Raw genomic sequence first — 13,653 nt, 5'->3', positions numbered from 1 at the left:
GCCGGTCGCGCGGCGTGGCTTGCTGGGGGAGCGGCAGCGTGAAGGTGGCGGCAGCGGGACAAGCGATGCGTGCGGCGTTCGCGCTGTGTCGCCGGCACTTCCTTGCCGCGGCGGGCTTCAGCGCGCTGATCAACCTGCTCTACGTCGCGCCGACGCTGTACATGCTGCAGGTCTATGACCGGGTGGTGCCCACCCAGGGCCTGCAGACATTGCTTTTCATCACTCTAGTGCTGCTGTTCGCGCTGGCGACGCTCTCGCTGCTCGACAGGATCCGCAGTCGGCTGCTCGTCCGTGCCGGCGTCCAGCTCGACGCCACGCTCGCGCCGCTGATCCTCGACGCGACGCTCGGCCGGCCGGATCTGCCGGTTGCGCGCCAGGCACTGCGCGAGTTCGACACGATGCGCAGCGCGCTGACCGGCACGGGCATCCTGGCGCTGTTCGACGCGCCGTGGATCCCGATCTACCTGCTCGTCTGCTTCCTCGTGCATCCCTGGGTCGGTGCGCTTGCCGTGCTCGGCTGCGTGGCGCTGCCGCTGCTCGCCTGGGCCAATGCCAGGGCAACGCGGGCCCGGCTCGACCGCGCCCAGGCGATCGCGAGCACCTCCTATGCCAGCCAGGAGACGCTGCTGGCCTCCAGCGACAGCATCCGCGCGCTCGGGATGCGTCGCGCGGTGGTGGCCCGGCAGCTCCGCCAGCGCGAGGCGATGCTGACTGCCCAGACCGAGGCGAGCTTCGCCACCGGCGGCTTCCTCACCGCGACCAAGTTCGTGCGCCTCGCGCTCCAGTCGCTCGCGCTCGGGCTCGGCGCGCTGCTGGCGGTCGACAACCTTATCTCGGGGGGCGCGATCTTCGCCTCCTCCTTCCTGATCGCCCGCGCGCTCGCCCCGATCGAGCAGTTGATCGGGACATGGAAGACGATCGTCCAGGCGCGGCAGAGCTATCACAGCCTGGGCCTGCTGCTGGACAACATGGACGCGGGAGCCGAGCCCACGCGCCTGCCGCCGCCGCGCGGGGAGATCGTGCTCGACGGCGTCACGGTCCTCAACGACACGCGTGACGGCGCCATCCTGAACGGCGTGTCGCTGCGGATCGCGCCAGGCGAGGTCGTCGCGATCGTCGGGCCGAGCGGGGCGGGCAAGTCGACACTCGTCCGCGTGATCGCCGGCGCGATGGCCGCCGACCGCGGTGCGGTCCGCCTCGACGGCGCCGACACGCGCGACTGGAACCCCGAAGAACTCGCCCGCCATGTCGGCTATCTGCCGCAGGATTCGGTCCTGTTCGCAGGTACCGTCGCCGAGAATATCGCCCGTTTCGCCGGCGAGCTGGATGCCGACCGCGTCGCCATCGACGCGGCGGTGGTGCGTGCGGCGGAGAAGGTCGGCGCCGATCCGCTGATCCGACACCTGCCGGACGGCTATGACCATCAGCTCAAGCTCGGCGGTCGGGGCGTTTCCGCCGGCCAGGCGCAGCGGATCGGCCTCGCGCGTGCGGTCTACGGCGATCCCGCGATCCTCGTGCTCGACGAGCCCAACGCCCATCTCGACGGCGAAGGCGATGCCGCCCTCATCTCCGCGCTCGCCGCGCTGAAGGCTGAAGGGCGGACCATCCTCGTCGTCTCGCACAAGCTCGGCATCCTGCCGGTGATCGACAAGATCGTGGTGCTGCGCGACGGCCGGGTCGAGATGTTCGGCGCACGCGACGAGGTCCTTCCCAAGATCGCGCCGCAGAACGTGCGGCGGATGCCGGCGCAGGCGGCGGCACGATGAGCGAGGCACTGCTCCTTCCGCCCGCGACGTCGGTCGCGCCCGCCTCGACGGCGGTGGCGGACCCGCGCGGCGAGATCCGCACCGGCCTGGTGATCGCGGCGCTGTTCTTCGTGCTGTTCCTCGGCTGGGCTGCCTTCGTCCGCCTCGATGCTGCGGCCTATGCACCCGGATCACTCGTCGTCTCCGGCCAGCGGCAATCGGTCCAGCACCGCGACGGCGGCGTCGTCGGCAGAATCCATGTCCGGGAAGGTCAGCGCGTCGAGCGCGGCCAACTGCTGATCGAGCTCGCCGCGCCCGAGGTCCGTGCACAGGAACGCGCACTCGCGTCGCAGTCGATCCGGCTGCTCGCGCAACGCGCGCGGCTCGAGGCCGAGCAGCTCGGCCAGTCGCGGATCGCGCCGCCACCTCAGTTCGCGTCGCTCTCGCCCGAGGACAAGGCCGAGGCGGCGACCGCGTTGCGCCTCCAACAGACCGAACTTACCGCGCGCACCGCCGTGCTCGCCGCGCAGCGCGGAGCGCTCGGCCAGCGCGTCGCCCAGTCGGGCGAGCAGGGCCGCGGCTATGGCGAGCAAGCGGCCTCGGCGCGCGAACAGCTGCGCCTCATCGACGAGCAGATCACCGCCCTGCGTCCGGTCGCCGAGAAGGGTTTCGTCTCGCAGACGCGGATGCGCGAACTCGAGCGTGCGCGCGCCGAGCTGCAGGGCCAGGGCGGCCAGTACAGCGCCAGCGTCGCCCAGACCCGCGGCGCTGCGCGCGAGAGCGAGCTGCAGGTGCTCGAAGCCGAACGCAGCTTCCGCGAGCGCACCGCCTCCGACCTTCGCGAGGTCGAGACCAGCCTTGGCGAAATCCTGCCGAAATGGATGGCGGCGCGCGACCAGCTCGAGCGTACCGCCATCCGCGCGCCGGCGACCGGCGCGGTGGTCGGCCTGTCGGTGTTCACGCCGGGCGGTGTGATCGCGCCGGGGCAGAAGCTGATGGACATCGTCCCCGAACGCACCCCGCTCGTCGTCCAGGCCCGCATTGCGCCGGACGATGCCGACGACCTCTCGGTCGGGCAGCGCGCGCTGGTTAAGTTCTCGGGGCTGCACGAACGCAGCCTGCCCAATCTCGAAGGCCGCCTGACGCGGCTTTCCGCCGACAGCTTCACCGACGAAAAGTCGGGCCAGAGCTATTTCACCGGCGAGATCGTGGTGCCCTATGAGCAGCTCCGCCTGATCGATCGCGTGCGGGGCGACGATTTCGTCCTGCGCGCCGGGATGCCCGCGCAGATCCTGATTCCCCTGCGCAAGCGGACTGCGCTCGATTACATGATCGAGCCCCTGCTCAACAGCTTCTGGTCGTCCTTCCGCGAGCATTGACGACGGGAGCAACTCTGACGGGAAGCCATCGCCCTGCTTGTCGGCCAGCGTGCGCCCCGGCGCGGGCAGCGACATCACCGCCGAACCGCCGCCGGAGATGAGGGACAGCACCAGATCGTCGCCGGTCAGGCCCTGCACCAGCTCGAGCATCTCCCTTGCCGCGGCTTCGCTGTTGGCATCCGGCCCGGGATGTGCGGCTTCGCGGACCGGATGCGGCCGGCGGGCCTGGCATAGCCATAGGGCACGACGACCGCGCCGGAGATGTCGACATCCGGCCACGCCCCTGATTCAATCAGCCATGCCATCGTTGCCCGGCGTGATAGCCGGTCCGGACTGATCGACATTTGATATCCTTCCCCGACCAGGGAAGAATTGAAAGGAGGCCGCACCCTCTGCGGAGTTGAATGTCAGCAGCCATATTAGAATATATCCAAATATAACTACCATTACCTCTCGGAACTGATGTTCTCTTGCCAATTATTCTAACAAATTATCCATTATCAAGAGTGAAAAAACTCGTAAAGTGTTTTTGGTATTATAACATCTATTCTTCAATGAAACGAAAATGAAAGAATGACATCTTTTATGTTACAAAGATTGTAACATAAATGACCTGTTTAACTCCTAGGGACCTCACGAACGACGATCATGTTCAGGGAGTTCCTCAGTGTCCTGCCGAAACCGTATCCGCCTACCCTATCTGCTCGGAAGCACCGCGTTGGCACTATTGGCATCGCCCGCGCTCGCGCAGGGTCAGTCGTCAAAGGTTGCGCCGGATGCCGCCGGCGACGCGGCCCAGACGTCCGGACAGGGACTGGAGGACATCGTCGTCACCGCGACGAAGACCGAGACGAACCTCCAGAAGACGCCGATCGCGATCTCCGTGGTCAGCGCCGACACGATCAAGGACCGCCACGTCCAGAGCCTGTACGACCTCGCCGACGGCGGGGTTCCCAGTCTGCGGGTCGCGACCTTCGAGGCCCGGCAGAGCGCGCTCACCGTCGGCATCCGCGGCATCGTGCCGCTCGACGCCAACCAGCCCGCGCGCGAGCAGGGCGTCGGCATCTATATCGACGGCGTCTACCTCGGCCGCCAGCACGGCCTCAACGCGGCGCTGTTCGACCTCGAGCGGATCGAGGTGCTGAAGGGGCCGCAGGGCACGCTGTTCGGCCGTAATACCGAAGGCGGCGCGCTCAGCATGGTCACCAAGGCGCCGAGCGGCAAGTTCGAGGGCCGCGCGACCGCGGGCATCAGCAATTACGGCGGCTACAATGCCGAGCTCCACCTCGACCTGCCGGAGTTCGCCGGCGTCTCGGTCAAGCTGGACGGCGTCATCCAGCATCAGGACGCGACCACCAAGGATCCGCTCGCCGGTCAGACCGGCTGGAACTATTACGACCGCCACGGCTTCCGCGCCGCCGCGCGATGGAAGCCGATCGACGGGGTCACGGATGATTTCTCCTACGACGTCGGCTACGACGCCAACACGCCCTTCTACAGCCAGCTGCTGAACTATAATCCCAACGGGTGCGTCGCGGGTGCGCAGTCGGCGGTGCCGAACTGCTTCCTGCCCGGCACCAACTACACCAGCCTGACCGGCGCGGTGAAGCCGCTGCTGCCCGGCGTCGTCGTCAACGGCGACTCGCGCATGAAGACCGCCGACATCGGCGTGCCGCAGCAGCCGAGCGTGGACAAGACCCACGGGTTCACCAACATCCTCAAGTGGAATCTGGGGTCCGAGCTCGAGCTCCGCTCGATCACCGCATGGCGCGGTGTCTCGGCGACGCAGTGGGACAATTCGGGCGGCGCGCACCGCGTTCCCGCCATCGCGCTGACCGCCGCCTGCACCGCGGCCGCGCCTTGCGCGTTCAGCCGCTACAGCCTCGCCGACCTCGACCAGCATCAGTTCAGCCAGGAGTTCCAGGCAGTCGGTTCGCTGGGGTCGATCGATTATGTCGCCGGCCTCTACTACTTCAACGAGCATGTCAGCGATGACGCCGCGACGCCGAACTCCAACGGCATCGTCGCGATCACCGACGCCACCGGCGCGGTCGTCGGATCGCGCTACGTCATCCTCGATCCGTGCACCGGTTCGGGCGGGTTCGGGTCGCAGCCGGGCTGCCGCTCGATCGACCGCGCGTCGGAAGTCTGGTCCAAGAGCTATGCCGCCTACGGCCAGCTCACCTGGAACGCGACCGACGCGCTCCACCTGACCGTCGGCGGCCGCTACACCCGCGACAAGAAGCGCGGCGTGCTGCACTATTCGCGCAACATCAACTACGATACCAATCCGACAGCGGCGGCGCAGAACGGCTATCAGCCGTTGGACGAGACCTGGAACCGCTTCAACCCGATGGTGACGCTCGCCTATGACGCGAGCGATTCGCTGCACCTCTATGCCAAATATGCGACCGGCTACCGCGCCGGCGGCGCCAGCTCGCGCACCGCGAACTACCAGGCGTTCGATCCCGAGGACGTGAAGTCCTATGAGATCGGCCTCAAGAGCGACTTCTGGGATCACCGCGCGCGGTTCAACCTGGCGGGCTACATCATGGACCGCAAGGACAGCCAGGTCGACATCAGCTCGATCCAGCCGACCGCGACCGGCAATTTCAACAACCTCGTGACCATCAATGCGCCGGGAACCACCAAGATCCGCGGCATCGAGGCGGACCTGACGGTGCAGCCGGTCGACGGCCTGACCCTGACCGGATCCTATGCTTATACCTACACGCGTATCCCGCCGGTGCTGATCACGTCGACCAACGTGTACCAGAACTTCTACATCGTCTTCACGCCGCGCAACGCGGCCAGCGGATCGATCGACTATCGGGTGCCGGTGGGCGGCGGCGACACGGCGATCGCGCTGCACCTCGACGCGAACTACGCGCAGTCGACCCAGACCTTCGACCAGTTCGCCACCCGCAACGATCCGTCGTTCATCGTCAACGGACGCCTGTCGCTCGCCGATATCCAGCTGGCGGATACCGGCCAGAAGGTGACGTTCAGCATCTGGGCCCGCAACCTGTTCGACGAGCAATATGTCTATCGCCGCGACCCGTCGAACAGCCTGCCCGGCGCTCCGACGACTCCCGGCGCGACCGCGGGCAGCATCGCCAGCGTCCTTGGCGACTATGGCAACTTCAACGCGCCGCGGACTTTCGGCGCCGAGGCGTCGCTGAGGTTCTGACGCCGCCGATCCCAACGGCGGGAACCGATCGGCCCGGGAAGCGCAGCCCCCTTCCCGAGCCGAACCCTGTCATGCAGCCAGCGGCAGCGTGAGAACGGCCCTGAGGCCGGGATCCGCCGATTCCAGGGTCAGGCCGCCCCGGTGCAGCCGCGCGATGGCATCCACCAGCGGCAGCCCGAGCCCGTGGCCGCCCCGGGCGCGGCTCTTGTCCAGCCGGCCGAAGCGCCGCAGCGCCAGCGCGCGCTGCTCCGGCGCGATGCCGGGCCCGTCGTCCCGGACCGTCAGGATCGCATCCGATCCCGATCGCGCCACCGATATCTCGATCCGCGAGCCGGCGGGCGTATGCCGCAGGGCGTTTTCGATCAGGTTGACCAGCGCGTGATTGAGCAGCTGGCGATCCCCTTGGATCGGCGCGGGCTCGCATTCGCCGACCACCAGCAGATGGCGCTCCTCCTCCGCCGCCGGCTGCATCGCCGTTCCGATCGCGGCCGCGAGGTCGCCGACGTCAAGCGTCTCGAAGGCTGCACGGCGATCGCCTCCTTCCACCTCGGCGATGCGCAGCACCGCCGCGAACATCGCCAGGATCGCGTCGCTCTGCGCGATCGCATCCTCGAGGCCGTCACGCACCTGCTCGCTCTCGGCCTGACGCGCGATGGCGGCCAGCCGCCCGCGCAGGCGCGCGAGCGGCGTCCTGAGGTCGTGGGCGATGTCGTTGGAGACATTGCGGATCTCGCCCATCAGCCCGGAAATCCGGTCAAGCATCCGGTTGAACGCCTGCGCCTGCTCGTCGAACTCGCTTCCCGATCCGTCGACGGGCACGCGCCGCTGCATGTCGCCGTCGATGATGGCATCGGCCGTGCGGTGCAGGGCGATAATGCGGCGGCGGACGATCACGCTGAACAGGATCGCGCCGCCGACGACGATGAGAACGATCGAACCGAAGCCGAGCAGATAGATGCGGATGCGTTCCCCGTCGTAATTGTCGATCGGCTCGGTTTCGGCGACCGTCGTCAGCGTCAGGCCGTTGCCGATGCGCCGGACCAGCGCGCGGCCGTGGGTGAGGCCCTTGATCCTGTCGGCCTTTCCCACCGTCGAGAAACCGAGCGGCAGCGGCCGGTCGAACGCGATGTTACCGGCGATCCTGCGCCCGGCGGCGTCGGTCAGCATGAACCCGAGGTCGCCGGTGTCGCGCCGGCGCGAATAGTCGGCGATGCTGGCGATTACCGCGGCGCGGTCGGCGGGGAAGGTTCCGCCCGAAACGGCACTGCTTTCCGCCATGATTCGCTGGTCGACCAGGCGGGCGATGGTCGCATGGGTGACGAAATAGGTGGCGAATCCGGTAGCCACGGTCGCCGCCAGGAAGATGAGGACGAAGAGGAGCGTCAGCGCCCTCAGCGAACGCAGCCGCGACACGACCCTAACCGCGCATCACATAGCCGACGCCGCGCACCGCCGCGATGAGGTCCGATCCTCCGTCCGCCATCAGCTTGATCCGCAGGCGCCGCACGAACGCGTCGACGACGTTGGTGGTCGGCTCGAAATCGAATCCCCACACCCGTTCGTAGAGCATCGCCCGGGTCAGCACCGCATCGGCGTTGCGGACGAATTCGCACAACAGGCTGAATTCGGTCTTCGAGAGGTCCAGCGCCTTGCCCGCGCGCCAGGCCCGGTGCTGCGAGGGGCTGGCGACGACGTCGCCCGCGCGGATCGTGTCGGTATCGGTGGTGATCCACTGGCGCGCACGATGCAGTGCGTGCAGCCGCGCGTTGAGCTCTGCGGCGTCCACCGGCTTCACCACATAGTCGTCCGCGCCCGCCTCCAGCCCCTCGACCTTCTCGGCCAGCCGGCCGAGCGCGGTCAGCATGATCACCGGCATCGTCAGCCCCTCGCGCCGCATCCGCTGGAGGACGGAAACGCCGTCGATCGACGGAAGCATCCGGTCGAGCACCACCGCGTCGAACTGATCGCGCCCGGCGGCGGCGAGCGCTTCTCCCCCATCGGAGACGATCGTCACGCGATGATCATAGCCGCGCAGGTCGTCCGACAGCATCGCGGCAAGGGTCGCATCGTCCTCGACCAGCAGGAGGTTCAGGCTCATGCTTTTTCCGTGTCCCGATTCACAAATTGGGGTCCTCACAAGGTGATGCTGACGCCGATCGCGCCGCTCCACTGGTTCGCGCTGCCGACATCGGCGACGATCGGCGAGCGCGCATGGGCGCCGACGAGACGCGAATAGCCCAGCGTACCGAACACGCCGACGCCGCGGGTCAGCTCACCGCGAACCATGTGCATCGTCAGCAGGTCGAGATTCCAGTCCTTCCACCCCGCTTTGTCCGCGCCGTCATAGACGCCGAGACCGCTCGCGGCACTGCCGGCGTCGTCGATGTCGTAATAATATCGGCCGAAGCGCTTGCCGACATGATCGGCGCCGGCCGAGAGGCTGACGTAATCGTGATGCGATAACGGCGTGTCGTAGCTGATCGCGGGACTGACGACGGAGCCGTCATAGGCGCCGCTCACGTCATGTTGCCAGGAGATGCTCGCCGACAGCGAATCATAGGGGCTGGTCATGACCCCGGTGCGCTGAAGGCCGATCCAGGCGCCGGGCTCCCAAGCGGTCTTGCGGGTGCCGAGCGCGGCGACCTGCGGCTCGGCGATGCGCGCCGTACGGTCGAGCCGCAGGTTGAACATCGGACCGGCCTGGAACTTCCAGCCGGGCTTGTCCGCATCGGGGATCAGGTCGACGCTGAGCGAAGTGCCGGCGGTCTCGAACGACCGGTGCGACACCTGCCCCTGCGCCGCTATGCCGGGGACGACCGTCATCCGGTCCGATCCCACATAGCGCGGTACGAAGGCCGGACCGACGCCGATGGTGATCCGGTCAGCGGAAAGGTCCGGCACATCCTGAGCCCACGCCGGGACCGCAGGGGCGCCCAACGCGATCAGCAGCGCCGGGATCGATCGCGGCACCCTCATGCGCCGGCGGGCGCCGCGGCGGAGACGCGGCCGGTGCGCTCGAGCTTGCCCCAGCCGACCACCCACCCGCCGATCGCCGAGGCAATCGCGCGGAGCACCACCCAATACATGATCTGGCGATAGACCAGCCGCTGGGCGACGAGCAGGTGGGCGGGGTAACGCACGCCCTTGCCGTCGAGCGCATAGGCGATCCAGCCGCACGCGACATCGACCGCGGTGAAGATCAGCCAGTAGAGGCCCATGGCGCCGACGTCGCCGCGGGTCTGCGCCCAGCCGTGCTCGATCACACGCAGCACCGTGCCGATGATCGAGACGATCAGCGTCAGGTCGATCAGCGGCGAGATCGCGGCGAAGGCGATCTGGAACAGCCATGCCTGCGGCAGGCCGACCAGCGCCAGCCCGGACGGCTTGCGCGCCCGCAGGATCGCGCGGTGCTTCCACAGGCATTGCAGCGTGCCGAACGCCCAGCGGTAACGCTGCTTGGCGAGCGCCCGGAAGCTTTCCGGCGCCTCGGTCCAGGCGACCGCCTCGGGATCATAAGTCACGCGCCAGCCGGCACGCTGGATGGCGATGGTGAGGTCCTGGTCCTCGGCCAGCGTGTCCTCGGGATAGCCGCCGACCGTGTCGAGCGCCGCCCGCCGCCACGCGCCGACCGCGCCGGGGACCACCGTCATCGCGTCGAATCCGGCGAGCGCGCGGCGCTCCAGGTTCTGCGCGGTGATATATTCGACCGCCTGCCAGCGGGTGACGAGGTTGACGCGGTTGCCCACCCGCGCGTCGCCGGCGACCGCGCCGAGCCTCGGATCGGCGAACCAGCGCGCGAGGAGGCGGATCGTCAGTGGCTCGAACTGCGTGTCGGCGTCGAGCGCGATGATCACCTCGCCCGTCGCCTGGAGCAGCGCGCGGTTGAGCGCCGCCGCCTTGCCGCCGTTCTCGAGCGTGAGCAGCGTGACGCGCGGATCGCCGGCGAAGGCAGCGGCGACCACGGCGCTGGTGCGGTCTTTCGATCCGTCGTCGGCGACGATCACCTGCAGCGCGGGATAGTCGCTCGCCAGCACGCGCGCGACCGAGGCGGCGATCACGCGCTCCTCGTTATAGGCGGGGATGATCACCGACACGCTCGGCTCGAACGCGGGCGGCCGGGCGCGATCGCGGCGGCTCTGGAACCAGGCGAGCCCGGCCATCACCACCGCGCGGGCGATCCCGAGCGTGATGGCGACGTAGAAGATCCAGGCGAGCAGCGCCGCCAGCGCGGCGAGCGCGACGAAGATCGCGACGTCGATCCGCACCGCCCACAGATCGGCGCTCGCGACCCTGGGCATCGCCTGCGCTGGCGAGATGCCGGCAAGCTGGGAGGCGGGGACGAAGCGGTATCCCTCGCCCTGGAGTGCGGCGATGATCCGCGGAAGCGCGGCGACGGTCTGCGCGCGGTCGCCGCCGCCATCGTGCAGCAGGATGACGTTGCCGGAACTGGTCGGCGTGGCGGCGTGGACCTGGCGGATGACCTGATCGACGATCGCATCAGTGCCCGGACGCTGCCAGTCGTTGGGATCCACGTGCAGCCCGACGACGGTGTAGCCGGCCTGCTGTGCCTGCAGCGCCGGGCCGAGCTCGTCGGCGGTGGTCGGTTCGGCGTCGCCGAAATAGGGCGCGCGGAACAACGTCATGCTGCGCCCGGTATAGGCCTGGACCAGCCGCTGCGTCGCGTTGAGCTCGAGCCGCGTCTGCGTCGCGCTCACCGCCGCGAGATTGGGGTGGGTGTAGCTGTGGTTGCCGATCTCGTCGCCATCGGCGAGGATGCGGCCGAGCAGCGCCGGATGGACGAGCGCGTTCTCGCCGATCACGAAGAAAGTCGCCGGCACCTTCGCCGCCTCGAGCTCGGCGAGGATCTTGGGCGTCCAGGTCGCGTCCGGGCCGTCGTCGAAGGTCAGCGCGAGCAGCTTGGGATCGCCGCCGCCGACGCGCTGGACGACATAGGGCGTCGGCAGCGCGTCGTAGCGCTCGTCGCGGATCATGCCCTGGGCGTCTCGCGTCACGGTGCGGTGGCCGTCGCCGGGCGTCGCTGTGATGCGCAGGATCTCGCCCGATCCCTCCACATCCGTGCTGAGCAGCGAGCGGGGAGTCGACAGATCGGGCACGCCGCCGGTGCGGAAGGCGCCGAGATCGGCCCAGAACCCCGGGTCCTCGGTGCCCAGCCGCCACAGCGCGACATCGTCGATACCGAGCCGCTTGAGCGCCTGGAGCTGGTTCCAGCTGGTCGCGGCATCGAGCATCCAGATGCTGTGATGCTTTCCGCCTTCGTCATAGGCGAAGCCGGCATTGCCGCTGGAGGCATCGAAGCCGACTGGCGCCGTGCTGTCATGCGCCGCGAGCCACGCCTCCTCGATCGACAGCGCATCGGTGTCGTCGCCGTGCCAGTCATAGGCATAGCTGCCGAGCGCGACGACCAGCTTGTCGGGACCGACGGTGCGCAACGCCGTCCCGACCTGATGGACGAACCAGCCTTGCGGCGCGATCGGCCCGGGCTCGCCGCCCTGCCAATGCTGGTCATAGGCCATGAAGATCAGCCGGTCGGTGACGCGGGCGAACGCCGCGAGCGGCCAGTCCTGGTTCTCGGCGGGAGCGGTGACCGCGATCTGCGCGCCGGTGGGCAAGGCGCTCCTGAGCTGGTGGAGGAAACGGAGATAGTCTCCCATCGCAGTGCGCGGCAGGGCCTCGAAGTCCATCACCAGCCCGGCTTCGCGGCGAGCCGCGACAAGCGTGCCAAGCCGCATCGCGAGCGCCTTGCGTTGCGCGGGGTCGTGGAGCAGCGCCGCCGCACCGGCACCGTCCCATTTTTCGTTGCCGAAATTCTGGACCATCGGCAGCACCTTGGGCGGGTTCGGCATCGCGGCGATCATGCGGTCGAACTGCGGGTCGCGCTCGACCGAGACCCTGTGGTCCGGGCCGGACACCGACACCAGCGCCGGGACGACCCAGTCGAGCGCACCGACATGACGCCGCAGCGAGGCGATGCTCGCATCGTCGTCGGGCACGTAGAAGCCGACGCTGAGCGGGCTGTGGGGGTTCTTCGCGGTCTTGGCCGGAAGCCAGGCCGAGAGACCATGGCGAGGCGGCGTGCCGCGCAGCCGATCCGCATGAGGCTGCGGCAACGGCAGCGCGAGATCGCGCTGGCGGGGAACGGCGACCAGAGTGGTCGCGAACGCCAGCGCGCTGACGAGCACGACCATGATCAGCACGGCGAGCACGCGCCTGGACCAACGGCTGCGGCGGCCGGTGGGGTCGAAGAAGACAGGCGTGCGCATCGGTCCGAAAGGCTCCTGTGAGCATCGTGGGAACGCGCCCGCCCTATCGCACGGAAGATGGAGCCAAGCTGATGGCAGTCTTACATCTTTGTCATGTTGGCTTTCCCCCTGACCCGGCCATGGACGCGACCGGCGTGCCTGGAATCGGGCTCCGGAAGGCGAAGATGCTGCCGGAATCCCCGAATCCGAAATCCGCCGGATCGAGACCATAGGACGCGGATGTGACGAACAAGGTCATCCGCTCTCCCCCACCGAAGGCGCAGCTGGTCGGGCGCGGGCATGGCGTCGGCAATCGATCCAGCAGCAGTCCTTCCGGCGACAACACGAGGATGCCGCCGCCGTCCCACATCGCGCACCAGAGATTGCCGGCGGCATCGACCGCGAGGCCGTCCGGCTTGCCTGCCTGGCCGGCGAAATCCTGGATGACGCGCCGCCGCCCGATCGCGCCCGATGCCAGGTCATAATCGTAGCGATAGAGCAGCCGCGGAACCGTATCGACGAGATAGAAGGCGTCGCCCGCCGGGCTCCAACCGAGCCCGTTTGGCACGTCGAAGCCGCTCGCCATCTCGTATAGCCTGCCGTCGGGATCGAACCGGAACAGCTTGCCCTTTGCGGGCGATCCATCGCTGGAGCGCGACCCAACCCAGAACCGGCCGGCCGGATCGCACTTGCCGTCGTTGAAATGCACCCCGGTCATGTCCGGCGAGGCGCAACGCTCCAACCGGCCATCAGCATGGCGGCGCCATAGGCCATCCTCCAGCGCGAGCAGCATGGCTCCCCCCGGCGCAGGCGCGGCCGATCCGATCTTCGCCGGCACCTTGAACATCCAGGTTTCGCCGGTCGAGGGGTCGAGCAGGTGACAGCTGGGTCCGACGATATCGACCCATGCCAGCAGCCGCCGGTCCTCCAGCCACACCGGACATTCGGCTAGGCCGGCGCCGACGCGCCATATCCGTTCCGGCTGGCGCGGCATGTCGTCGAGAGGAGACGAAGCGAAGGTCATATTTAATGTTGCTATAACGGATACATTAGCATAGCAAGGCCGGGTGCCGCACGAT

At 68.2% G+C, this 13,653-nt stretch carries 8 protein-coding genes and 1 pseudogene; 3 read left to right on the top strand and 6 right to left on the bottom strand.

The window, feature by feature from the left end; genetic code table 11:
- The first annotated feature begins 65 nt into the window (after positions 1–65).
- Together LZK98_RS05960 and LZK98_RS05955 are read left to right on the top strand one after the other, a co-directional pair.
- On the top strand, positions 66–1,766 hold the full coding sequence (locus LZK98_RS05960; protein ID WP_233786513.1) for a type I secretion system permease/ATPase: 1,701 nt from the start codon (positions 66–68) through the stop codon (positions 1,764–1,766).
- On the top strand, positions 1,763–3,124 hold the full coding sequence (locus tag LZK98_RS05955) for an HlyD family type I secretion periplasmic adaptor subunit (protein WP_233785486.1): 1,362 nt from the start codon (positions 1,763–1,765) through the stop codon (positions 3,122–3,124). The genes LZK98_RS05960 and LZK98_RS05955 overlap by 4 nt, the downstream gene beginning before the upstream one ends.
- Before the next feature lie 93 nt (positions 3,125–3,217).
- Here the strand turns inward: LZK98_RS05955 and LZK98_RS20685 are convergent.
- Positions 3,218–3,274: pseudogene (locus LZK98_RS20685) on the bottom strand (hypothetical protein); the annotation flags it as partial.
- A 517-nt stretch (positions 3,275–3,791) separates the two neighbouring features.
- Between LZK98_RS20685 and LZK98_RS05950 the strand changes: the two are divergent.
- Entirely contained in the window at positions 3,792–6,314 is a 2,523-nt protein-coding gene (locus tag LZK98_RS05950) for a TonB-dependent receptor (protein ID WP_233785485.1), read from the top strand.
- A 69-nt stretch (positions 6,315–6,383) separates the two neighbouring features.
- Here the strand turns inward: LZK98_RS05950 and LZK98_RS05945 are convergent, their stop codons facing one another.
- The 5 genes from LZK98_RS05945 to LZK98_RS05925 form a co-directional block, all read right to left on the bottom strand.
- Positions 6,384–7,727 carry a sensor histidine kinase gene (locus tag LZK98_RS05945; RefSeq protein ID WP_233785484.1) on the bottom strand — a complete coding sequence of 448 codons (1,344 nt, stop codon included), beginning with the start codon at positions 7,725–7,727 and terminating at the stop codon, positions 6,384–6,386.
- Between the two features lie 4 nt (positions 7,728–7,731).
- Positions 7,732–8,412, bottom strand: coding sequence for a response regulator transcription factor (locus LZK98_RS05940; RefSeq protein ID WP_233785483.1), 681 nt, complete (start codon positions 8,410–8,412; stop codon positions 7,732–7,734).
- Between the two features lie 35 nt (positions 8,413–8,447).
- Positions 8,448–9,284: a MipA/OmpV family protein gene (locus LZK98_RS05935; RefSeq protein ID WP_233785482.1), complete on the bottom strand. Its 837-nt coding sequence runs from the start codon at positions 9,282–9,284 to the stop codon at positions 8,448–8,450.
- 2 nt (positions 9,285–9,286) lie between these two features.
- Positions 9,287–12,595, bottom strand: coding sequence for a glycosyltransferase (locus LZK98_RS05930; RefSeq protein ID WP_233785481.1), 3,309 nt, complete (start codon positions 12,593–12,595; stop codon positions 9,287–9,289).
- Positions 12,596–12,686: 91 nt separating this feature from the next.
- Positions 12,687–13,598: an SMP-30/gluconolactonase/LRE family protein gene (locus tag LZK98_RS05925; RefSeq protein WP_233785480.1), complete on the bottom strand. Its 912-nt coding sequence runs from the start codon at positions 13,596–13,598 to the stop codon at positions 12,687–12,689.
- Positions 13,599–13,653 lie beyond the last annotated feature (55 nt).

This window comes from Sphingomonas cannabina (genome assembly GCF_021391395.1).
GTDB lineage: Bacteria > Pseudomonadota > Alphaproteobacteria > Sphingomonadales > Sphingomonadaceae > Sphingomonas > Sphingomonas cannabina.
The sequence above is the reverse complement of the archived record's forward strand: the minus strand, read 5'-3'. Positions and strand labels throughout refer to the sequence as shown.

Bases quoted from the DNA above. Each gene is read 5' to 3' on its own strand.
- LZK98_RS05925 (WP_233785480.1), bottom strand. From the start codon at position 13,598: ATGACCTTCGCTTCGTCTCCTCTCGACGACATGCCGCGCCAGCCGGAA.
- LZK98_RS05960 (WP_233786513.1), top strand. From the start codon at position 66: ATGCGTGCGGCGTTCGCGCTGTGTCGCCGGCACTTCCTTGCCGCGGCG.
- LZK98_RS05955 (WP_233785486.1), top strand. From the start codon at position 1,763: ATGAGCGAGGCACTGCTCCTTCCGCCCGCGACGTCGGTCGCGCCCGCC.
- LZK98_RS05940 (WP_233785483.1), bottom strand. From the start codon at position 8,412: ATGAGCCTGAACCTCCTGCTGGTCGAGGACGATGCGACCCTTGCCGCG.
- LZK98_RS05930 (WP_233785481.1), bottom strand. From the start codon at position 12,595: ATGCGCACGCCTGTCTTCTTCGACCCCACCGGCCGCCGCAGCCGTTGG.